This window comes from Croceicoccus sediminis (genome assembly GCF_007570835.1).
Taxonomy (GTDB): Bacteria; Pseudomonadota; Alphaproteobacteria; order Sphingomonadales; family Sphingomonadaceae; genus Croceicoccus; species Croceicoccus sediminis.
Genome location: NZ_SUNC01000004.1, coordinates 284,324 through 304,893 on the forward strand (window position 1 = coordinate 284,324; position 20,570 = coordinate 304,893).

General features: G+C 65.3%; 21 protein-coding genes. 14 read left to right on the top strand and 7 right to left on the bottom strand.

Annotated elements, in window-relative coordinates:
- Positions 1-27: 27 nt before the first annotated feature.
- Together FAX90_RS14460 and FAX90_RS14465 are read left to right on the top strand one after the other, a co-directional pair.
- Positions 28-978: a hemolysin family protein gene (locus tag FAX90_RS14460; RefSeq protein ID WP_144098125.1), complete on the top strand. Its 951-nt coding sequence runs from the start codon at positions 28-30 to the stop codon at positions 976-978.
- Positions 978-1,862 (top strand): LysR substrate-binding domain-containing protein, encoded by an 885-nt coding sequence (locus FAX90_RS14465; RefSeq protein WP_144098126.1) that lies wholly within the window; start codon positions 978-980, stop codon positions 1,860-1,862. The genes FAX90_RS14460 and FAX90_RS14465 overlap by 1 nt, the downstream gene beginning before the upstream one ends.
- Here the strand turns inward: FAX90_RS14465 and FAX90_RS14470 are convergent, their stop codons facing one another.
- Together FAX90_RS14470 and FAX90_RS14475 are read right to left on the bottom strand one after the other, a co-directional pair.
- Positions 1,863-2,738: a Tle-like phospholipase domain-containing protein gene (locus tag FAX90_RS14470; RefSeq protein WP_144098127.1), complete on the bottom strand. Its 876-nt coding sequence runs from the start codon at positions 2,736-2,738 to the stop codon at positions 1,863-1,865. It abuts the gene before it with no gap.
- Between the two features lie 41 nt (positions 2,739-2,779).
- On the bottom strand, positions 2,780-3,244 hold the full coding sequence (locus FAX90_RS14475; protein ID WP_144098128.1) for a peptidylprolyl isomerase: 465 nt from the start codon (positions 3,242-3,244) through the stop codon (positions 2,780-2,782).
- Between the two features lie 273 nt (positions 3,245-3,517).
- Between FAX90_RS14475 and mgtE the strand changes: the two genes are divergently transcribed.
- Both mgtE and FAX90_RS14485 read left to right on the top strand, forming a co-directional pair.
- Entirely contained in the window at positions 3,518-4,972 is a 1,455-nt protein-coding gene (gene mgtE, locus FAX90_RS14480; protein WP_144098129.1) for a magnesium transporter, read from the top strand.
- Between the two features lie 24 nt (positions 4,973-4,996).
- Positions 4,997-5,398 carry a DUF1489 family protein gene (locus tag FAX90_RS14485; RefSeq protein WP_144098130.1) on the top strand — a complete coding sequence of 134 codons (402 nt, stop codon included), beginning with the start codon at positions 4,997-4,999 and terminating at the stop codon, positions 5,396-5,398.
- Here FAX90_RS14485 and nudC read toward each other — a convergent pair.
- On the bottom strand, positions 5,395-6,279 hold the full coding sequence (gene nudC, locus FAX90_RS14490) for an NAD(+) diphosphatase (protein ID WP_240704926.1): 885 nt from the start codon (positions 6,277-6,279) through the stop codon (positions 5,395-5,397). The two genes, FAX90_RS14485 and nudC, sit on opposite strands and share 4 nt — an antisense overlap.
- A 67-nt stretch (positions 6,280-6,346) precedes the next feature.
- On the bottom strand, positions 6,347-7,390 hold the full coding sequence (locus tag FAX90_RS14495) for an A/G-specific adenine glycosylase (RefSeq protein ID WP_144098131.1): 1,044 nt from the start codon (positions 7,388-7,390) through the stop codon (positions 6,347-6,349).
- Between the two features lie 30 nt (positions 7,391-7,420).
- On the opposite strand from FAX90_RS14495, the gene FAX90_RS14500 reads away from it, so the two are divergent.
- From FAX90_RS14500 to FAX90_RS14525, 6 genes are all read left to right on the top strand, one after another.
- On the top strand, positions 7,421-7,978 hold the full coding sequence (locus FAX90_RS14500; RefSeq protein WP_240704927.1) for a DUF721 domain-containing protein: 558 nt from the start codon (positions 7,421-7,423) through the stop codon (positions 7,976-7,978).
- A 16-nt stretch (positions 7,979-7,994) separates the two neighbouring features.
- Positions 7,995-8,660 carry a DsbA family protein gene (locus FAX90_RS14505; RefSeq protein ID WP_144098133.1) on the top strand — a complete coding sequence of 222 codons (666 nt, stop codon included), beginning with the start codon at positions 7,995-7,997 and terminating at the stop codon, positions 8,658-8,660.
- Between the two features lie 114 nt (positions 8,661-8,774).
- A complete protein-coding gene (locus FAX90_RS14510; protein ID WP_144098134.1) occupies positions 8,775-9,542 on the top strand; it encodes a thioredoxin domain-containing protein in 768 nt (255 codons plus the stop codon).
- 40 nt (positions 9,543-9,582) lie between these two features.
- Positions 9,583-13,008, top strand: a complete 3,426-nt coding sequence (gene smc, locus FAX90_RS14515; RefSeq protein ID WP_144098135.1) for a chromosome segregation protein SMC — start codon at positions 9,583-9,585, stop codon at positions 13,006-13,008.
- A complete protein-coding gene (locus FAX90_RS14520; RefSeq protein ID WP_144098136.1) occupies positions 13,008-13,478 on the top strand; it encodes a PH domain-containing protein in 471 nt (156 codons plus the stop codon). Before smc ends, FAX90_RS14520 begins: the two co-directional genes overlap by 1 nt.
- On the top strand, positions 13,475-14,977 hold the full coding sequence (locus tag FAX90_RS14525) for a PH domain-containing protein (RefSeq protein ID WP_144098137.1): 1,503 nt from the start codon (positions 13,475-13,477) through the stop codon (positions 14,975-14,977). The genes FAX90_RS14520 and FAX90_RS14525 overlap by 4 nt, the downstream gene beginning before the upstream one ends.
- Here the strand turns inward: FAX90_RS14525 and soxR are convergent.
- Positions 14,966-15,418 carry a redox-sensitive transcriptional activator SoxR gene (gene soxR / locus FAX90_RS14530; protein ID WP_144098138.1) on the bottom strand — a complete coding sequence of 151 codons (453 nt, stop codon included), beginning with the start codon at positions 15,416-15,418 and terminating at the stop codon, positions 14,966-14,968. The two genes, FAX90_RS14525 and soxR, sit on opposite strands and share 12 nt — an antisense overlap.
- Positions 15,419-15,540: 122 nt before the next feature.
- Between soxR and FAX90_RS14535 the strand changes: the two genes are divergently transcribed.
- Positions 15,541-15,918 (top strand): VOC family protein, encoded by a 378-nt coding sequence (locus FAX90_RS14535; RefSeq protein WP_144098139.1) that lies wholly within the window; start codon positions 15,541-15,543, stop codon positions 15,916-15,918.
- Positions 15,919-15,971: 53 nt separating this feature from the next.
- Here FAX90_RS14535 and FAX90_RS14540 read toward each other — a convergent pair whose 3' ends face one another.
- Both FAX90_RS14540 and ubiA read right to left on the bottom strand, forming a co-directional pair.
- Positions 15,972-16,589: an SOS response-associated peptidase gene (locus FAX90_RS14540; protein WP_144098140.1), complete on the bottom strand. Its 618-nt coding sequence runs from the start codon at positions 16,587-16,589 to the stop codon at positions 15,972-15,974.
- Positions 16,590-16,607: 18 nt separating this feature from the next.
- Positions 16,608-17,516, bottom strand: a complete 909-nt coding sequence (gene ubiA, locus FAX90_RS14545; RefSeq protein ID WP_144098141.1) for a 4-hydroxybenzoate octaprenyltransferase — start codon at positions 17,514-17,516, stop codon at positions 16,608-16,610.
- A 100-nt stretch (positions 17,517-17,616) separates the two neighbouring features.
- On the opposite strand from ubiA, the gene FAX90_RS14550 reads away from it, so the two are divergent.
- From FAX90_RS14550 to FAX90_RS14560, 3 genes are read left to right on the top strand one after another with little or no spacing between them, the layout of a single operon-like run.
- On the top strand, positions 17,617-18,384 hold the full coding sequence (locus FAX90_RS14550; RefSeq protein ID WP_144098142.1) for a class I SAM-dependent methyltransferase: 768 nt from the start codon (positions 17,617-17,619) through the stop codon (positions 18,382-18,384).
- Positions 18,384-19,142, top strand: a complete 759-nt coding sequence (locus FAX90_RS14555) for a 16S rRNA (uracil(1498)-N(3))-methyltransferase (protein WP_144098143.1) — start codon at positions 18,384-18,386, stop codon at positions 19,140-19,142. The genes FAX90_RS14550 and FAX90_RS14555 overlap by 1 nt, the downstream gene beginning before the upstream one ends.
- 49 nt (positions 19,143-19,191) lie before the next feature.
- Positions 19,192-20,565 carry a glutamate--cysteine ligase gene (locus FAX90_RS14560; RefSeq protein ID WP_144098144.1) on the top strand — a complete coding sequence of 458 codons (1,374 nt, stop codon included), beginning with the start codon at positions 19,192-19,194 and terminating at the stop codon, positions 20,563-20,565.
- Positions 20,566-20,570 lie beyond the last annotated feature (5 nt).

A 20,570-nucleotide genomic window follows, 5' to 3' on the forward strand; every position in this document is an offset into this window, starting at 1 on the left:
AGTTTGAAAGGATTACGAGGCCCGACAATGTCGGACAGCGATAGATCAGAAGACGCTCGCAACCCGGAGCCTGACCGACGGGGCGAAAAGCGATTCCTTTGGGACAAGATCCGCACCTTCTTCGACGGGCATGAGGGCGACCAGTCGCTGCGCGCCCAGATCGAGGAAGCCATCGACGAACACGAGGAAGAGGAACAGCGCGACGGCCCGCAAGGCGGCGTCGGCGATCTTTCCTTGCTGGAGCGTCAGATGCTCCGCAACCTCCTGCATTTCAGCGAGCACGATGCCGACGACGTGGCGATCCCGCGCGGCGAGATCATCGCGATCGAACGCAGCGTCAGCTGGGACGAACTGGTCGCAACGTTTGCCGAACACGGCCATTCGCGCATTCCGGTCTATGCCGAATCGCTCGATCACGTGATCGGGATGATGCACATCAAGGACGTCTTCCCGTACCTTGCCGGGAAGAAAGACCCGCCCGCCGACTGGACCAAGCTGATGCGCCAGCCGCTCTACGTGCCGCAGGCGCGCGGCGCGCTGGACGTCCTGGCCGACATGCGCGCGCGCTGTGTGCACCTTGCCATCGTGGTCGACGAATATTCGGGCACCGACGGCATCATCACGATCGAGGACCTGGTCGAGGAAATCGTCGGCGAGATCGAGGACGAGCATGACGACGCGCCGGTCCAGTTCCTGGTGCCGATCGACGACGGCATGTGGGACGCCGATGCCCGGACCGAGCTTGAGGAAGTCGCCCGCCGGGTCGACCCGCGCCTTGCCGAGGTCGAGGAATCGGTCGACACGCTGGGCGGGCTTGCCTTCGTGCTGGCCGAAAAGGTCCCTGTCGTGGGCGAAATCATGGACCACGACAGCGGCTGGAAGCTGGAAGTGATCGCGGGCAACGAACGCCACGTCGAACGCCTGCGCCTGCATCCGCCCACCCGCGCAGAGGAAGCGGCGGAGGAAGAAGCGGCCTGATGGTCCCCAAGCGCCTCCCCCCGCTCCGCTCGCTGGAGGCTTTCGTACGCATCGCCCGCCTTGGTTCGGCCAAGGCGGCGGCGGAGGAGCTTGCCATCAGCCCCTCGGCCCTGTCCCGCCGCGTGACGGCGCTTGAGGATTTCACCGGGCGCAAGCTGTTTCACCGCAAGCACCAGGCCATGACCCTGACCGACGAGGGCGAGGCAATGTTCGACGCGATTGCCCCGACGCTGGACGAGCTGGCGGAAAAGATCGGTCAGCAGATGGCCGACAACAAGATCATGCGCCTGCATCTTGGCGTGATGCCCCTGTTCGGCAGCCAGCGGCTGGTCCCGCGCCTGCCCGAACTGCGCAGGCTCTATCCCACGCTGCACATCGACATCGATTCGTCGGGCCATCCGATCCCCAAGCTGGGCGATACGCTGGATGCGGCGATCACGCTGGCGGACGAGCCCGATCCCAAGCTGCACCACGTGCGGCTGGACCAGAACCGGATCCACGCGATCGCGGCGCGGGACTTGGTCGAAAAGCTTGGCGATCAGCCCGATCCGGACTTGCTGGCCAAACAGAATTTCCTGATCCATTCCGAAATGCACCTCAGCTTCGATGCATGGAAAAAGGCGGTCGGCCTGACCGATCGTTACGAACTGGTGGCCGACAGCTTCGACAGCGGGCCCTTGCTGCTGGAGGCGGCGGCACAGGGACTTGGCATCGCCATCCTGCATGGCGACCACCTTGCCCGTTCGAACGATGACCGGCTGGCCACGCTTTACGATATCGATGTGAAGAGCCCGTACAGCTACTGGTTCGTGTGCAAGCCGCGCGCGCTGGAAAGTCGGCCCGTGCGCATATTCCACGACTGGCTGGTCAACGCGCAGCTGTGATCAGCGGGCCTCTCGCGTGATGCGGGCCGTGATCGGCGGATCGATCTCGTTTCTCAGCACCGATGTTTTCGCCTCTTCGCTGTCCAGCGCGGCAATCCAGGTGAGGCAATCGGCAAGCCGCCGCATGAAGTGGCTGGAGACGGGGTTGATCGTCGACTGGCAGTCGATCGTATAGCCGTCCCAGCGGCCGTCGTTGGCGGCAAAACGAACCCACCCTGCAACGTCGGCGGTTTCCGAAACCGAAGTGTGGATGGTCTGCCCGTCCAGCCCCTCTTCCAGCGCCCAGCCGCCCGCATTGGGATTGAATAGATAGCTCGACAGAGTTCCGGGCAAAGCACCGTCTTCGCGTTCGACCCGTTTGAGGACATGGTCAGCAATGCGCCCGCCCAGCGAATGGCCGGTGAGCGCAACGGGAATGTCGCTGTATCCAGCCTCATCCAGTCCCTGACGGACCTGCCGATAGATGCTGAGACCGCGCGGCGCCTGCCGCCCAAGCAGGGTGCCGTAATACCAGTCTTTCGGACCCTCGGTCCCGCGATAGACCAGCACGACTTCCTTCAGGTGATCGCCTTCGAACCGGTCGAACACGCTGTAGGCGAAGCCCACCTTGTCGTCGACCGAGGCGAAGCGTTCCTTGAGGTCTTCGGGTAGGACGTAAAGTTCGTCATCGGGCTTTTCGCTGGTCAGCCCGTTTTCCCAGTAGACGTTCTGGGCCAGCTGGGCATAGCGCCAGGTTTTGCCCGCGACTTCGCGCGTCTGCGGGCAATAGCCGCCCGCACCGGCGCAATCCTGGCCCAGCCGGGTGACGGTATAGCTGCACCCGCCCAGCGCGGGCAGGCACAGGATCAGCAAGACAAATGCGAGGCGGCCGCGCACCTTTTCGGGCAGCGCGGCCAGACCCCGTGTCAGCCGGTCGCTCAGGCGACGGTCGCCTTGACGATCTTGCCCGGGTTTGCCGGCGGCTCACCCTTGGGCAGGGCGTCGATCACGTCCATGCCGCTCTCGACCTCGCCCCAGACGGTGTACTGGCGATCGAGGAAGCGCGCGTCGTCGAAGCAGATGAAGAACTGCGAATTCGCGCTGTGCGGTGCGCTGGTGCGCGCCATCGAACACACGCCGCGGGTGTGCGGATGATCGTTGAATTCGGCCTGCAGGTCGGGCTTGCTCGATCCGCCCATGCCGGTGCCGTTCGGGCAACCGCCCTGCGCCATGAAGCCGGGGATCACGCGGTGGAACTTCACGCCGTCGTAGAAGCCTTCACCGGCCAGTTCCTTGATGCGGGCAACGTGGCCGGGCGCGATTTCGGGAAGCAGCTTGATCACAACGTCCTTGGGAGCGCCGTCGCCGGTGTCGATGGAGAAGGTAAGTTTTTCGTCGGACATGGGTGCTCCATTGTCATTGGTGCGACAGGTACGGCCCGCCGCTTCTTTGCGATGGCCGGGATATAGGCATTGCCAGCGCAAAGTCATCCCCGCCCTTTACCGGATCGATCCCCAGACCTGCCCACAGGCTTATCCACAAACTGTCCCCAGCCCGCCCCGCCGCGTCAAAGCAGGACTTGCGCCCTTCGCGGTTGCTTTTGCAGCGCAGCAAAGTAGTTACGGGCGTAAGGGCAAATCGTCCCTTCCCGCGTCGCCAAACCGAAAAGGGGCAACATGGACGGCAAGGATCCGACCCTGCTGGAAAAGGACCGCGAGGAAGACATCGTCTCCGCCGCAGGCCCCGGCATGGCGGAGGGCGAGCCTGAGATGGAGCATCTCGACGAAGACGACCGCCTGACCCGCGAATATGTCGAGGCGGTGCGCGACGCGGTCGAGGATGGCGACGACGGGCGTGTCTACGACCTGGTCGAGCCGCTCCACCCCGCCGACATCGCCGACCTTTTCGAGCTTCTGCCCGCAGAGGAACGCCCTTACCTCGGCAAGGCGATTGCCGACCTGCTGACCGGCGAGGTGATTACCGAGCTTAACGAGCACGTCCGCGACGAACTTTTCGAGGCGCTGTCGCCCGATGCCGTCGCACAGATCGCCGAACAGCTCGAAACCGACGACGCCGTCGCGCTGATCGAGGATCTCGACGACGAAGATCAGCGCGCGGTTCTTGCCGAACTCGACCCCGAAGACCGCGCCGCGATTGAGGACGCGCTGTCCTTTCCCGAAGAATCGGCAGGTCGTCTCATGCAGCGCGATCTGGTCGCGGTGCCCGAACACATCACCGTCGGCGACCTGATCGATTACTTGCGCGACAACGGCGACCTGACGACCGAGTTCTGGGAAGTCTTCGTCGTCGATCCCGCGCACCGGCCCGTTGGCAGCTGCCAGCTTTCTTGGATTCTGCGCACCCCGCGCAACATCGCGATTTCCGACGTGATGAAGCGTGACCAGACCCTGATCCCGGCCACGCTGGACCAGGAAGAAGTCGCCCTGCGCTTCCAGAAATACGCACTGATCTCCGCCGCGGTCGTAGACGCATCGGGTCGGCTGATCGGCCAGATCACGGCCGACGACATCGTGCACATCATCCAGGAAGAGGCGAGCGAGGACGCCCTTCTGATGAGCGGTGCCGGTGAAGGCGACATCAACCAGCCGATCCGCGAATCCTATTACCAGCGCGTGCGCTGGCTGATCGCGAACCTGGGCACCGCGCTCATCGCCTCGCTCATCATCGCCGCGTTCGGCACCGCGATCGAGAAACTGGTCGCGCTGGCCGTATTGATGCCGGTTGTCGCCTCCATCGGCGGCAATGCGGGTACGCAGACGATGGCGGTCGCGGTTCGCGCGCTGGCCATGAACCAGTTGACGCAATCGAACACCGTGCGCGTCCTGTGGCGCGAAATGCGCGTCGCCATCTTGAACGGCGTGACCGTTGCGGCGCTGATCGGCGGGGCGACGGCGTTCATATTCCAGCCGATGCTGGGCGTCGTCATCGCGGTCGCGGTCGTTATCAACATCATTACCGCGGGCCTTGCGGGCGTCGCGGTGCCGGTCCTGTTCGACCGGCTGGACCAGGACCCTGCGGTCGCGTCATCGGTGTTCGTCACGATGATCACCGATTCGATGGGCTTCTTCGCCTTCCTCGGCCTTGCCGTGGCGTCCGGACTGGTCAGCTAGCGAAAAGTCCCCATATCGCCCTTCATGAGCAAAGGGCCGCTACACCTTACCAAGATCGCATTCGGCGCAAAAAGCTATGCCGATATCGAGAAATGGTTCGAGAACCGGCCCCGTCTTGCCGTCAACACGCGGTACTGCCCCAAACGGGTGGACGAGATGGAAGGCGGGTCGCTGTTCTGGATTCACGAACACGCCATCGTCGCGCGCAGCCCGATCATCGGGTTCGAACAGCAGGACAACGGCCGCTGGTTCATCAACCTCGAACCGCGCCTGATCCGGGTGCAGAGCCGCCCCAAACGCGCGCACCAGGGCTGGCGTTACCTGAAGGACGAAGATGCCCCGCCCGACCTTCCCGAAGGTGAGGACGGGGGCGACGTCCTGCCCGGACGGCTCTTGGGCAAGCTGTCGAAACTGGGCCTCGTCTAGGTCATTTCCAGCCACATCCGCATAAGGCGGTGGGCAATGGCATAGCGCGGCGGCGCTTCGAACAGGCCGGGCCTTCCCGACATCACTTCGCGCACCTGCTCCTCGCTGAACCAGCGGGCGTCTTCCAGTTCGGTGCGGTCTACGACGATATGTTCGTGAAACGTGATCCCGTGACAACCGATCATCAACTGCGAGGGCATGGGCCAGGCCTGGCTCGACAAATAGCGCACTTGCGCGACCGGAAGGCCCGCCTCTTCCATGACTTCGCGGCGCACCGCCTCTTCAATGGTTTCGCCCGGCTCGATGAAGCCCGCCAGCGCGGAATACATGTTGCCCGGCCAGCCCAGCCCGCGGCCCAGCAGGAGGCGGCGGCTGCCGTCGTCTTCGCGCCGCTCGATCGTCATGATGGTCACCGGATCGGTGCGCGGAAAGTGGCTGGCCCCGCAGGCGGGATTAACGCACGTGCGCTGCCAGCCGCCCTTGGAAATCGCGGTATGCGACCCGCACTGGGCGCAGAACCGGTGGCGGGCATGCCAATCGACCATGCTGCGCGCGCCGGCATAGATCCCGAACTGCCGGTCGTGCAGCCGGGTGATCGTCGCCATGAATTCGCCCCGGTTGATCGGAACAGGCGCCTTGGGCACCGCCGCGAAACAGCCGCGATCGCCGTCGATGCCAAGAAACACCAGCTCCGCATCGGGCTCCGCCTCCGTCAACGATCCCCACTTGAGGCAGCCCTGTTCATCCAGTTCGGGCGTCAACCCGTGGAGCTTGAGCAACCGCGCGCGCATGCCCATCAGTTCGGAAAGGGCATCGGGATCGGCGCGGACGTGATCGGCGCGGTCGAGTTCGAAAGGGGCGGTAGTCTGGCCGTTTTGCAACAAGGTCGTCTTCTCCTGATGCGCTTGGCTTAGAAGCGCGCAGGCAACCGCGCAACGCGCGTAATCGTCAGGTCGCCAGAACCAGCTTCGCCGCCTTGGCGAACAGCGTCGGCAGGCCCGCTTCCTCGATCCGGTCGACGGGCCACCATTCGCCTTCCGCCACGCGGTCACTCACCTCGCAGCGATGGACCGACAGTTCGAGCAGGAAATGCGTGAATCCGTGGCCGACAACGCCGTCCACCCTGCTCCACTCTGCCGCAAGCGGCGGCTCCCCGTTCCCGCTCGCTCTCGCGCTCCACCCGTCATCGGGAAGCGCACGCATTCCGGCCAGCATCCCCTTCCCCTCGCGCTTTACCAAGAGGACGTGGCCATCGTTTTCGATCCAGAACGCCGTCCCGCTCCGCACCGGACGGGCCTTCTTCGGCGTCTTGCGCGGCAGATCCGCCGCGATTCCCGTCTGCCTGGCGGTGCACATGTCGGACAGCGGGCAGAGCAGGCACCTGGGATCGCGCGAGGTACAGATCGTCGCGCCGAGGTCCATCATCGCCTGCGCAAAATCGCCCGCGCGTTCGTCGGGTGTGATCGTGTCGGCGGCGGCGCGGATCGCGTCCTTCGATCCCGGCAAGGGCTCGGTAATCGAGAACAGCCGCGCGATCACGCGTTCGACATTGGCATCGACCACCACCGCACGGCGGCCGAACGCAATCGCGGCGATCGCGGCGGACGTATAAGCGCCGATGCCCGGCAGCTCGCGAAGGCCTTCCTCGGTATCGGGAAAAATGCCGCCCCGCGCCGCGACCTCACGGGCACTGGCAATCAGGTTGCGCGCCCGGGCATAATACCCCAGCCCCGCCCACGCCGACAGGACATCGGCATCGTCCGCCGAAGCCAGGTCTTCGACCGTCGGCCAGCTCTGCGTGAACTTTTCGAAATAGCTTTTTACCGCCGCCACGGTCGTCTGTTGAAGCATAACTTCGGACAGCCACACGCGGTAGGGATCGGGCGCCTGACCACTGCCCGGCGGCACGCGCCATGGCAGGGTCCGGGCGTGTCCGTCATACCACGCGAGCAGTCGGCCTGCCGCATCGTCGATCTTGTCGCTGGCTTTCACGAGGCGGCCTATGGCATGGCGACGCGCAGGATGAAAAGCGACGACGAAAGGAAGCCGGCGAAGAAAGCTGGCGCAAAGGCGGCAAAGCCCAAGGCGAAGCCGTACGAACGTCCGCGCGGAGGAGAGGCGAAGGCGATTTCCGACCTCATGCCGCAAGTCGGGCGCACCGCTTTCCGCCGTTTCGGCTTCGTCCAGTCGAGCGTCGTGACCCGCTGGCCCGAAATCGTCGGGCCCCACCATGCCAAGGTCTCTGCCCCCGAATCGATCCGCTTTCCCGCGGGCGAAAAGTCGGAGGGCACCCTGAACCTCGTCGTCACGCCCGCCCATGCCCCGATCATCCAGCACGTGATCCCCGAGATAATCGAGCGGGTGAACCGCTTTTTCGGCTATCGCGCGGTGGCCAAGGTACGGATGCGGCAAGGACAGGTTAAGCCGGCCCATGCTGAGGAAAGGGCGAAGCCGCCGCCTTCGCTGAAACCGATTCCGATGGAACTGGGCAATTCGTTGCGCGACATCGGCGATCCGGAATTGCGAACGGTGCTGGAATCTCTGGCCCGCTCCATGGGCAATCAGAACGAAAAGCAGTGAACGGGGAAATCTTCAGGTGAATTCGGTATTGTCCCGCCTTGCAGGTGCTTTCGCGGTCCTGATCATGACGATCGCTGCGCCCGCCCTGGCGCAGCCCGTGTCGAACCCGCAGCCGGGCGTGCACGTGATCGGCAAAGGTGCGACCAAGCTAACCGAATACGTCAGCTACACGTGCCCGCACTGCGCCCATTTCGAAGAAGAAGGCGGCGAAGCCCTGCGCAGCGTCTATGCCTCGACCGACAAGCTACAGATCGTGGTCCGGCACCTCGTGCGCGATCCCTTCGACCTTACCGCCGCGATGCTGACCAATTGCGGGGCTGCCACGAAGTTCAACCGCAACCATTCGCTCTTCATGCGTGAACAGCGCAATTGGCTGGGCAAACTGGTGAAGGCCACACAGGCGCAGCGCAACCGCTATGACAGCGGCAGCTACACCGCGCGCCGCCGCGCCATCGCTCAGGATGCAGGGTTTTACGACATGATGCGCACGCTGGGTTACCAGCGGGCCGAGGTCGACAAGTGCCTTGCCGACGAAGCGATGGCCGCTGCCCTTGCCGAAAAGACGAAATCTTACGTCGATCTCGGCGTGCGCGGCACGCCCAGCTTCGCGGTCGACGATGTGCTGCTTGCCGGCACAAGCGACTGGCAAAGCCTGAAATTCCAGCTCGACCTGAGGCTGTAACCCGCGTTTGGTAGGCCGCGAATCCATCGCGGCTGTGCAAAACACGCGCGCCAGTCTCCCGATATGCCCGTCCGCTGGGCTAGCCTGCCCCGTCAAAGGAGCTTTTACGTAGTCATGACCCGCCTTTCCCATCGCATCGCCCTTGCCCTGATGACCGCGCCACTGGCGCTGGCTCTCTCCGCCTGCGGCGGCGAAGACGACACGGCAGCCACCGCCGGGACCGGCCCTTCAGGCGAACCGGTCGAAACGGTTGCCGCTCCCGAAGGGCAGCAATGGTCCGAGGTCGTGACCAAGACCGAACAGGGCGGCTATCTGATGGGCAACCCCGATGCGCCGATCAAGCTGGTCGAATTCGCGTCGCTGACCTGCCCCCACTGCGCCGAATTCTACGAAAGCGCAGAGCGAGAGCTGGTAAGCGACTACGTCGATTCGGGCCGGGTCAGCTTCGAATTCCGCAACTTCGTGCGCGATCCCATCGACATCACCGGTGCGATGCTGACGCGTTGTTCGGCACCTGAAAGCTACTTCGCGCTGACCGGCCAGGTGTTCGAGAATCAGCAGCAGTTCTTCGATTCGATCCGCAATGGCGGCGAAGGTGCCTATCAGCAGGCCGTGAGCGCCCCGTCTGACCAGCGTTTCGTGAACCTGGGCCAGCTGACCGGGCTGACCGAGTTCTTCGCCGCACGCGGGGTCAGCATCGACCAGGGCAACGACTGCCTTTCGAAGGGGGCGGAGGCAGAGGCGCTTGCCAACGCGACCAGCGAGGCGAGCACCCAGTACAACATTACCGGTACGCCGACTTTCCTGATCAACAACACCAAGATCGACGGCCTGACCTGGCCGGAGGTCGAGGCCGCCCTGCAGCGGGCCGGCGCGCGGTAATGGCGCGGCTCCGGCCTGATCAGGGCCCGCGGAGGGCCTGATGCAGTTTCGCAGGCTTCGACTCTCGGGCTTCAAAAGCTTTGTCGAGCCTGCCGACCTGCTAATCGAACCGGGGCTTACCGGCGTTGTCGGGCCGAACGGCTGCGGCAAGTCCAACCTTCTCGAAGCGATCCGCTGGGTCATGGGCGAATCCAGCGCGAAGTCCATGCGCGGCAGCGGCATGGAAGACGTGATCTTCGCCGGGACCGAGAGCCGTAAGGCGCGATCATTCGCCGAAGTCGTCCTGCTGGCCGAAACCGATGCGGGACAGGAAATGGAAGTCACCCGCCGCATTGAACGCGGCGCAGGGTCGGCCTATCGCCTCAACGGAAGTGACGTGCGCGCCAAGGACGTGGCACTGGTCTTTGCCGATGCCGCGACGGGCGCACACAGCCCCGCCCTCGTCAGCCAGGGGCGCATCGCCGCCGTCATCGCGGCAAAGCCTGCCGAACGCCGCCAGATGCTGGAAGAAGCCGCCGGGATCGCGGGCCTTCACGTGCGCCGCAAGGACGCGGAACAGAAACTGCGCGCGACCGAGACGAACCTTGCCCGGCTGGACGACATTCTCGCGCAGCTCGACACGCGTATCGGGTCGCTGAAACGGCAGGCCCGCGCGGCAGAGAAGTACAAGGAACTGTCCGCCCAGATCCGCACTGCCGAAGCGCGTGTGCTCTATGCCAAGTGGCGCGAGGCCGCCGCAGCCGCCGATACCGCGCACAAGCAGGCCAAGGCCGCCGAAGACGCGGTGCAGACCCATCAGGCAGCGACGAACGAAGCGCAAGCCAACCAACGTGCCGCGGCCGAAGCGCTCGCCAAGGCGCGCGAGGAAATGGCCGACCGCCGCGACGATCTGAACGCTCAGGCCAACATGCTCGCCGTGCTGACCGGCAAGCTGGAGTCGGCAGAAGAGAAACTCGCCGACCTCGACCGTCAACGCGCCCGGCTCGATGCCGACGAAGGCGATGCCAACCGGACGACAAAGGACGCGGCAGAGGCGCTGTCCCGGCTCGAACGCGACGTGCGCGCGGCGGAATTGCGGCTGGCCGAGGACGAGAAACGGCGTCCCTCGCTGGTCGACGAACAGGACAATGCCGAACGCGCCCAGCGTGCGGGCGAACTCGCGCTGGCGCAGGCGACTGCGGAACTGGCGCGGGTGGAGGCAGACTGGCGCGTGGCCGAGGCAGCCGTCGGGCAGGCGCGCGGGGCGCTCGCCCGGCTCGAACAGGAATTGACCGCGCGCGAGGCGCAGGATGCGGCGCTGGGCGATGCGCGCGAACTCGATCTGGCGCTGCAGGGCGCGCAGGCCCGTTGCGGCAAGGCGGAAGCTGCGGTCGCGTCAGCGCGCGATGCGCTGGACAAGGCACGCGCCGACCGCGAGGCAGTTTCGACCCGCCGCGACGAAGCGGCCAGCGCGCTCGCGGCCGCCAAGGCCGAACTGGCCGGGGTGGAGCGAGAGCATGATGCGCTCGAACGCGACCGTCGCGCACGGGAAAAGGCCGACAAGGGCAGCAAGGGCCGCCGCCGCGCGATCGACGCCGTAAAGGCTGCACCGGGCTATGAACGGGCACTGGCCGCGGCGCTGGGCCGGGACGCCGCCGCGCCGTTGGGTCGACCCGAACAGGGGCAGGACGGCCGGTTCTGGACCGGCGCCGACGCGCCCGAACCCATTGCCGACAGTCTTGCCGCCCACGTTCGCGACGCGCCCGAAGAACTGCACGCCCGTCTCGCCATGGTGCGCGTGGTCGAGGCCGATGAGGGCCAGGCGCTCGCACCCGGCGAATGGCTGGTGACAAAGGCCGGAGCTCTGCGCCGCTGGGACGGTTTCGTCGCGCGCGGCGAAGGCGCGGCCGAGGCAGCCCGGCTGGAAGCGGCGAACCGGCTAGAGGCTCTGGCCGCGCAGCTGCCCGCGCTGCGCGAAGAGGCCGATGCCGCAACGGCGGAGGTCGAGGCCGCGAACGAACAGCTGTCCGTCGCCACCGACGCCCGCATCGCCGCCGAACGCGCGGTCAATACCGCATCGGAAGAGGAACGCGCCGCCCTGCGTGCCCGCGATCAGGCGGAAAACGCGGTCGAACGCCATGCCCGTGCGCGCGAGGAGCTGACCGAGCGACTCGAAGACCTGCACACCCGCCTCGCCGCCGCGCAGCAGGACGTGATGCAGGCCGAAGAACGCCGCCGCGCCCTGCCCGATCCCTCGGCGCAGCAGGCCGCGCTCGAATCCGCGCGCAACCGGAACGATACTGCGCGAACGTCCCTGCAATCCGCAATGGCTCAGCTCGCCTCGCTCGATCAGGCCCTGGCCGTCGGACGCGAACGGACGAAGGCACTGCAAGGCGACATGAAGAGTTGGGAAGCGCGGGCGGGCGATGCGGCCCGGCGGCTTGCCGACATGACCCGCCGCCGCGAGGAGATCGAGCAAGAACGCGCCGTCACCGCCGCCCGGCCCGAAGCGCTGATGCGCGAGATCGAACTGGCCGAAAAGGCGCGCGACAGGCTGGCCGGCGAACTGACCGAGGCGGAAGCCGCCCATGCCGCTGCCGATGCGGCGGGAAAGCAGGCCGATACCGCCTTCACCGCCGCGAACGAGGCGCTGGCCAATGCCCGCGAAGCCCGCGCCGGTGCCGCCGCCCGCGCCGAAAGCGAAGAGGCCCGCCGCACCGAAATGGCGCGCCAGTCGGGCGACCGGTTCCAGTGCCCGCCCCCGCTGCTTCCCGAACGGCTCGCATTCGAATCCGCCACCGTGCGCGGAGCAGAGGCGGAAGGCGAAGATGCCGAGCGGCTGATCGCCCAGCGCGAACGGCTGGGTCCCGTGAACCTCGTCGCCGCCGACGAACTGGCCGAGGCGGAGGCAGAACACGGCGCGAGCCTGACCGAACAGCAGGAGCTGGCCGAGGCGGTCCACCGGCTGCGCGGTTCGATCGGCAGCCTCAACCGCGAAGGGCGCGAACGCCTGCGCGCCGCGTTCGAGGCGGTCGACACTCATTTCCAGAGCCTGTTCACCACTCTGTTCGGCGGCGGTCAGGCGCATCTTGCCCTGATCGACAGCGACGATCCGCTGGAGGCCGGTCTTGAAATCTATGCCCAACCGCCGGGCAAGAAGCTGCAATCGCTGACCCTTCTGTCGGGCGGCGAACAGGCGCTGACCGCGGTTGCCCTGATCTTTGCGCTGTTCCTGACCAATCCGGCGCCGATCTGCGTGCTGGACGAAGTGGACGCGCCGCTTGACGATGCGAATATCGAGCGGTTCTGCGACCTGCTCGACGCGATGAGCAAGCAGACCGACACGCGTTACCTGATCGTCACGCACAATGCCGTGACGATGAGCAGGATGCACCGCCTGTTCGGCGTCACCATGGTGGAACAGGGCGTAAGCCGCCTCGTCAGCGTCGATCTGGGCGGGGCAGAGGAACTGCTCGCGGCAGAGTGATGAACGAACAGAACGAAGACCTGACGCTGCTCGATCCCCGCCACATCACCGTGCTGCGGATAGAGGCGCTGCTGGGCATGGTGCCGATATTGATCGGTGCCGTGGTGGTGGAACTTGTCGTCGGGTTACCGACCGGCCTGATCATCGTGCCAGCCCTGTTGGTGACGGCGCTATTCACCTTTCCGCTGCCCAGAAGGCGCTATCGCCGCAAGGGGTATTCGACGACGATGGACCGGCTACGTTACGTGAAAGGCTGGTTCCGCCGGTCCGACACCGTCGTGCCATTCGGGCGGGTTCAGCATATCGACGTGAAGGAAGGGCTGGTCGAACGCTGGTTCGGGCTCGCCACGCTGGTCGTGCATACCGCGGGCACGCACAATGCCTCTGTCTCGGTGCCCGGCCTGTCCCGCGAAACCGCGATCGACGTGCGCGAGGCGATCGCGGCGCGCATCCGCCGCGACACGATGTGACCGAACCGCCCCTGACAGAGGAGTTTCGCCGCACCGATTCCATCGGCGTGCTGGTCGGTGCGCTGAGCGACCTGCGCAAGGGCATCGTGCCCGCCATCGCCGTGATGATCGGCCTTGCCACGCGCGAAAACGTGCCGGGCTTCGCCATTCCCTTGCTGATCGTCGCGATATTTGTCCTTCCGCCCTTCACGGCATGGTTGAAGTGGTATTTCCGGCGTTATCGCACGGGGGCAGAGGACATCCGCGTCGAAAGCGGCGTGTTGTCACGGCAGGCACGATCGGTCCCCTACGAAAGAATTCAGGACGTCAGCCTGTCCGAAACGCTGCTTTCGCGCCTGTTCGGCCTGGTCGAGGTGCGCTTCGAAACCGGTGCGGGGGGCAAGGATGACCTGACGCTGGCCTTCCTGACCAAGGAAGAGGGCGCGCGCCTGCGCGATCTGGTTCGTGCGCGGCGGGACGAGGCCCCGTCGGCAGAGACCATTGCGGAAGTAGAAGCGGAGGCGGAGGCCGTTCCTATCTTCGCGATGGACCTCAAACGCGTGCTGCTATCGGGCGTCTTCAGCTTCAGCCTGGTCATATTCGCAGTCCTGTTCGCGCTGGTCGATCAGCTCGATTTCCTGCTTCCAATCAGCATCTGGGACCGCGATTTCTGGGAAACGCTGTTTTCCGAACAGGGCGAACGCATCCGCACGCTGGGGCGGATCGGACAGATCGGCAGCGCCATAATCGCGGTTCTGACCGTGATCGTCGTCGGCATCGTCAGCGGCGTGGTAAAGACGTTGCTGCGCGATTATGGCTTTCGGCTGGATCGGACCGACAAGGGTTTCCGCCGCCGGCGCGGCCTTTTCACCCGAACCGACGTCGTCATGCCGCGCCACCGTGTTCAGGCCGTGGCAACCGACACCGGCGTCATCAGGCGCCTGCTGGGCTGGCATGCGCTGTCGTTCATTTCGCTGGCCAGCGATGGCGGCAAGGCCAGCCACGACGTCGCGCCCTTCGCTCGCTGGGACGAAATCGCCGCCATCGCGAGAGAGGCCGGCATCCCGCTGCCCGGCGACGTCGAATGGCACCGGACCAGCCGCGCATACTGGATCGATCGCGCTCTGCTTTCGCTGCCGCTCGCCATCGCCGCGATTGCGGTCGCGATCTGGCTGCAGCGCTGGACCCCGGTCGCGATACCCGCGATCCTGTTTCTGATTCTCGCCTTCTCGGCACTGACCGGGTACTTGCGCCACCGCCACGCGCTCGATCCCGATCGGGTCCATGCGCGCGCGGGGCTGCTGTCGCCGCGCACGATCACCGCGCCGCGCGTGCGGTTGCAGTCCGCGCAGATCGTGCAGGGGCCTATCGCCCGGCTTCGCGGTTATGCCACGTTGCATTTCGGCCTTGCGGGAGGCGTCCTGCTGTTTCGCGGGCTTCCTGTCGCAGAGGCACGCGCCCTTCGCGAAGCCGTGCTGCAGAGCATCGACGCGGTCGACTACTCCGCCCTACCCCGCTGATCCCAGCACGAAACGCGGCCCCGGCCCTGCGGCCCCGGCCCGGTCTTCGGGGTTGTAGAGCTTGCACCTGGTTAGCGACAGGCAGCCGCAGCCGATACACCCGTCGAGCCGGTTGCGCGTCTTCGTCAGTAGCTCGATCTTCGCGTCCAGCTGGCTGCGGATCGAGCGGCTGAGATTTTGCCAGTCCTTCACCGTCGGCGTGCGCCCTTGGGGTAGTGCCGCCAGTTCGCGTTCGATCTCGGTCAGGCCCAAACCCAACCTCTGCGCGATCAGGATAAAGCTGATGCGGCGAATGTCGGAGCGCAGAAAGCGGCGTTGATTGCCGCTGGTGCGCAGCGAAGTCAGCAAACCCTTCGTTTCGTAATAACGCAGCGCCGACACCGCTACGCCGGTGCGCTTGGCAAGAGTCCCTATCGATATCAACTGGTTACCATCCACCATGCAGCACCCGTTTTTTCGCAAATTTCAAAGCTTGACCTCAAGTTAGCTTGAGGTTGCAGGATAGGGCAAGCAGTGATTCGCACATGATCACCGCACGACGAAGCAATGAAGGAACCAGACACATGAACGCAGTCGCCCGGATCGAACACGTCAACATCACCACGTCCGATGGACCACGCCTGTCAGGCCTGCTGGAAAAGCTGTGCGGATGGCACAAGCGCTGGGAGGGGCCTTCACTCAATGGCGGCCATTCCATCCATTTCGGCTCCGACAGGACTTACGTCGCGCTCTACACCCCCAAGGGCGGGATCGCGGGCGATTTCGCGAAGGGTGAGCCGCTCAACCACATCGGGCTCGAAGTGGACGACATCGACGCCGCCGAAAAGGTTGTCGTCGAAGCCGGTCTTACGCCGTTCAATCACGGCGATTACGAACCGGGCCGCCGGTTCTATTTCTTCGATTGGGACGGGATCGAGTGGGAGGTCATCAGCTATGCCTGAATTTGCCGAGCGCCCGCCCTTTGCCGTGCCGCCCTATCTCTCGGCCAAGCAAGTTACCGGCTGGCTGCGGAAGATCGCGTCCATGCTTGTGCCGTATGTTCCACGCAAAGACCGTGCGGCCAGGGACGGCAGAGCGAGAGCGCCTCATCCCGGCTGGACGTTTCCACCCAGCGCGCCGCTTCCTCTTGCGTGAGTATCACCGGCATCCTGTCATGCAGGTCGCCGATATCGGCGCAGGCCTGCGTCATCACCATCGTGTAGCACGGCCCGAACTCGGCCGAATTACGCCACAGCCCGGCCGCCGCGAAAACCGGCTGGCCGGGCACGGAGAACCAGCTGCGCGTCTTGGCCCCCTTTTCCCCCGCCGCTTCGGCAAAGGCTTCCACCGGAATCAGGCAGCGGCCATTTTCAAAGGCATGGCGCCAGAAGGGAGAGCCAAGCTTGTCGGTCCGCGCATTGTTGACGGGCTTGGGCTTTAACGGCTGGCCCTTCTTGCCCTTCAGAACCAATGGAAAGCCCCATGCCATGCTGCTAATCCGCCCGTCGGCAACGACCCAGCCCGGATAGCCGGGATAGACCTCTCCGCCCGCATTGCCGGGGGCCGGAGCCTCAACGCCGAACATCCTTGCGACCTCGTCCGCAGGCTTGGTCATGCGGTAGAGGTTGCACATGGTCTTACCGGCCCGCCATTAAAGACCGGCATTGCCGACGACGAGACAGGCCAACGCGACCAGGAAACCCGCCATGCGGTTGGACCGGAACCGGGCCAGCGCATTGTCGCCATCATCAGGGTCCAACGTCGCCACTTGCCACAACAGGTGCCCCGCCGCCGGAAGTAGCGCCAGCAGCGCCAGCCAGTCGCCGCGCAGAAGCCAGAGCGACAACGCCCAAAACGCCACCGCCGCGATATAGAAACTGGCGACCCCCGGCTTCACCTTGCTGCCCAGCGCCCTTGCGCTGGAGCGTACTCCGACCAGCGCATCGTCCTCCCGGTCCTGAAGCGCGTAGATCGTGTCGTATCCGATGACCCAGCAGATGGCCCCTGCATAAAGCGCGGCCAGAACCGCCAGGTTGCTGCCGGATACCTCGACCCAACCGACGAGAGCGCCCCAGCTGAACACGAGGCCCAGCCACGCCTGCGGCCACCATGTGATCCGCTTCATCATCGGGTAGGCGGCAACCGGCAGGATGCTGGCCAGCGCGACCACCTGCGCCTCCCAGCGCAGCTGCAACAGGACGATCAGCCCGACGAGGCAGAGCAGGAGCAGCCATGCCCATGCCTTCTTCAGCGATACTGCCCCGCTGGCCAGAGGCCGCGCCGCCGTGCGGGCGACCTGTTTATCAAGATCGCGGTCGAGAATGTCGTTGTAGACGCATCCCGCCGCCCGCATCGCGATCGAACCGAGCAGGAGCCACAGGACCAGCGACCACCGCCCCGCGCCGCCCGCCAGCCACACGCCCCATGCGCAAGGCCAGAACAGCAGCCACCAGCCGATCGGGCGATCGAACCGGCCCAGCAGGGCATAGGGCCGCAGCGAAGCCGGAAGCCTTCCGACGAGGCCGCGATACTGTGTGTCGGGAGTTGCAGTAGCCGTCATGACCCCGGTCTAGCGCCCCTTCCCGCGCCGCGCCAGCACCCGCGTCTTTGCCGCAAGCGCGGACTTTGCCGCGATGCAGGCTTGGTCTAGGAAGCGGGCCATGAACGTCAACGAACTCAACCGAGAAGGCTGGAACCGCCGCGCCGCAGAGGCCGACATCTGGACCCGTCCTTTCGACAGCGAGACGATCGCGCGCGCCCGCAAGGGCGATTGGGAAGTCGTGCTGACCCCTTTGAAGCCCGTCCCGCGCAGCTGGTTCGGCGATATCGTGGGCAAGGATGTCCTCGGCCTCGCATCGGGCGGCGGGCAGCAAGTGCCCATCTTTGCCGCGGCGGGTGCGAATGTCACAAGCTTCGATGCCTCCGACGCGCAGCATGCCGCCGATCGCATGGTGGCCGACCGCGAAGGCCTGTCGGTCCGTACCGTCCAGGGTTACATGCACGACCTGTCGGCGCTGGACGACGACAGCTTCGACCTGATATTCCACCCTTGCTCCAACTCCTACGCGCCCGAAGTGGTGCCGGTCTGGAGAGAATGCGCCCGCGTGCTGCGCCCCGGCGGCGTCCTGCTGGTCGGCATTACCAAACTCGAAGTGTTCATCTTCGACTTGGAGCCGTGGGAGCGCGGTGAACTGGTGCCCCGGCACAAGCTGCCCTATTCCGATTTCGATCTTCCGAAGGAGGAACTGGACCTGCTTCTTGCGCGCGATCACACCGCTTCGTTCAGCCACACGCTGGAAACGCAGCTTGCCGGGCAGATGGCGGCTGGCTTCATGATGACCGACCTGTTCGAAGATTTCGAACCCGAAGGCGAAGCGCCGCAGCTTTTCGCGCCCTACATCGCCACGCGCGCGGTGTTGCAAAGCTGATGGGCGCGACCCCGGCCTGGCCCCCGCGCAGCGCGCCGCGGCTCTTCGTCGATTGCCCGCTGGCCGCGGGCGATCAGCGCGTACTGGACGGACCGCAAGCGCACTACCTCTCGCGCGTCATGCGGGTGGGCGAAGGTGACGCGGTGATCCTGTGCGATGACGCGACCGGCGAATGGGCCGCCCGCGTCATCTCCGCTGGCAAGCGCGAAGTCGTGCTCGACCCGGTGGAGTTGCTGCGAACCCGCGAAGACGTGCCGGACTTCACGCTTTGCCCCGCGCTTTTGAAAAAGCCCCGGTTCGATCAGGTGCTGGAAAAGGCGACCGAACTCGGCGTCGCAAAGATCCGGCCCGTCGTCACGCGCCGCTGCGTTGCCGATTCGCTGAATATGGAACGGGCAAGATCCGTCGTTACCGAAGCGGCGGAGCAATGCGCCCGCACGGCCCTGCCAAAAATTTTCGCCCCTGTCAGCCTTTCGCACCTGATCCGCGACTGGCCCGAAGACGCCGTCCTGTGGTTCGCGGACGAGATGGGCGATGCCCCGTCCGCGGCCACCGCCTTTGCCGAACGTCTGCCGCCCGCAGGCCTGCTGATCGGCCCAGAAGGCGGGTTCGACGATGCCGAGCGCGAGGAGGTTCGCGGGTTCTTGCAGGCCCGTCCGGTCACGCTGGGTCCGCGTATCCTGCGCGCCGAAACGGCCGCGATCGCGGCAACGGCGTTGTGGATGGGCGCGATGGGAGATTGGGCCGCGCAGAGCTGAGGCGAAATTTCGCTGGCATCACCGGCCTCGGCACCCTAATTCGCGCGCCATGTCTACCCGTACCCAGTCCGCCAAGGCCGACCCGCTGATCGAAAGCCGCGACCAACTTGTCCGGCCGATGGAAAAGGGCGAAAAGCCCGTCGCCGACTATCGCATCGGTACCGAGCACGAAAAGTTCGTCTATTCCAAGGCTGACTATCACGCGCCCAGCTATGACGAACCGGGCGGCATCCGCGACATTCTCATGGCGCTCACCGAATATGGCTGGTCCCCTGTCGAGGAGAACGGAAAGGTCATCGCGATGGCCGGTCCGGACGGCACCGTCAGCCTTGAGCCGGCGGGCCAGCTGGAGCTTTCGGGCGCGCCGCTGGTGAACATTCACCAGACTTGCGCAGAGACCGGACGGCACCTGACTCAGGTGAAGGCCATCGGCGAAAAGTTCGGCGTCGGCTTCATCGGCGCGGGCATGTGGCCCGACAAGACCCGCGAAGAACTGCCGATGATGCCCAAGGGCCGCTATGGCATCATGTCGAACTACATGCCCAAGGTCGGCAATCTCGGCCTCGACATGATGCTGCGGACCTGCACGATCCAAGTGAACCTCGACTATTCGAGCGAGGCGGACATGGCGCAGAAGTTCCGCGTCGGTCTTGCGCTACAGCCGCTGGCGACCGCGCTTTTCGCGAACTCGCCGTTTACCGAGGGCAAGCCCAACGGGTTCCTTTCTTTCCGCAGCCACATCTGGTCCGACACCGACCCCGATCGCACGGGCATGCTGCCCTTCGTGTTCGAGGACGGCTTCGGTTATGAGCGTTATGTCGACTACATGCTCGACGTGCCGATGTATTTCGTCTTCCGCGACGGGAAATACATCGACGCGGCGGGCCAGTCGTTCCGCGACTTCATGAAGGGCGAACTGCCCGCGCTTCCCGGCCAGTTGCCGACCGAAAGCGACTGGCAGGATCACCTTTCGACGGCCTTTCCCGAAGTGCGCCTGAAAAGTTTCCTCGAAATGCGCGGGGCCGATGGCGGCCCGTGGAACCGGATCTGTGCCCTGCCCGCATTCTGGGTCGGCCTGCTTTACGACCAGACCGCATTGAACGCGGCGTGGGACGTGGTGAAGGACTGGACCATGGCAGAGCGTGAGACGCTGCGCGATTCGGTGCCGGAAATGGGCCTTCGGGCGCCAATCCCGGGCGGCGGCACGCTTCAGGATATCGCGGGCGAAGTCCTGTCGATCGCGCGCTCCGGCCTTGCCGCCCGCGGGCAGCTCAATTCGATCGGCGACGATGAGACCGGCTTTCTCGGCCCGCTTCAGGAAATCGTCGATCGCGGCAAGACCCCGGCCGAGGTCTGCCTTGAACACTACTACAACGATTGGGATGAGGACGTGACCGGTCTCTACAAGCTCAAGAGCTTCTGACCGGC

Bases quoted from the DNA above. Each gene is read 5' to 3' on its own strand.
- FAX90_RS14460 (WP_144098125.1), top strand. From the start codon at position 28: ATGTCGGACAGCGATAGATCAGAAGACGCTCGCAACCCGGAGCCTGAC.
- FAX90_RS14465 (WP_144098126.1), top strand. From the start codon at position 978: ATGGTCCCCAAGCGCCTCCCCCCGCTCCGCTCGCTGGAGGCTTTCGTA.
- FAX90_RS14475 (WP_144098128.1), bottom strand. From the start codon at position 3,244: ATGTCCGACGAAAAACTTACCTTCTCCATCGACACCGGCGACGGCGCT.
- mgtE (WP_144098129.1), top strand. From the start codon at position 3,518: ATGGACGGCAAGGATCCGACCCTGCTGGAAAAGGACCGCGAGGAAGAC.
- FAX90_RS14485 (WP_144098130.1), top strand. From the start codon at position 4,997: ATGAGCAAAGGGCCGCTACACCTTACCAAGATCGCATTCGGCGCAAAA.
- FAX90_RS14500 (WP_240704927.1), top strand. From the start codon at position 7,421: ATGAAAAGCGACGACGAAAGGAAGCCGGCGAAGAAAGCTGGCGCAAAG.
- FAX90_RS14510 (WP_144098134.1), top strand. From the start codon at position 8,775: ATGACCCGCCTTTCCCATCGCATCGCCCTTGCCCTGATGACCGCGCCA.
- smc (WP_144098135.1), top strand. From the start codon at position 9,583: ATGCAGTTTCGCAGGCTTCGACTCTCGGGCTTCAAAAGCTTTGTCGAG.
- FAX90_RS14520 (WP_144098136.1), top strand. From the start codon at position 13,008: ATGAACGAACAGAACGAAGACCTGACGCTGCTCGATCCCCGCCACATC.
- soxR (WP_144098138.1), bottom strand. From the start codon at position 15,418: ATGGTGGATGGTAACCAGTTGATATCGATAGGGACTCTTGCCAAGCGC.
- FAX90_RS14535 (WP_144098139.1), top strand. From the start codon at position 15,541: ATGAACGCAGTCGCCCGGATCGAACACGTCAACATCACCACGTCCGAT.
- FAX90_RS14540 (WP_144098140.1), bottom strand. From the start codon at position 16,589: ATGTGCAACCTCTACCGCATGACCAAGCCTGCGGACGAGGTCGCAAGG.
- ubiA (WP_144098141.1), bottom strand. From the start codon at position 17,516: ATGACGGCTACTGCAACTCCCGACACACAGTATCGCGGCCTCGTCGGA.
- FAX90_RS14550 (WP_144098142.1), top strand. From the start codon at position 17,617: ATGAACGTCAACGAACTCAACCGAGAAGGCTGGAACCGCCGCGCCGCA.
- FAX90_RS14555 (WP_144098143.1), top strand. From the start codon at position 18,384: ATGGGCGCGACCCCGGCCTGGCCCCCGCGCAGCGCGCCGCGGCTCTTC.
- FAX90_RS14560 (WP_144098144.1), top strand. From the start codon at position 19,192: ATGTCTACCCGTACCCAGTCCGCCAAGGCCGACCCGCTGATCGAAAGC.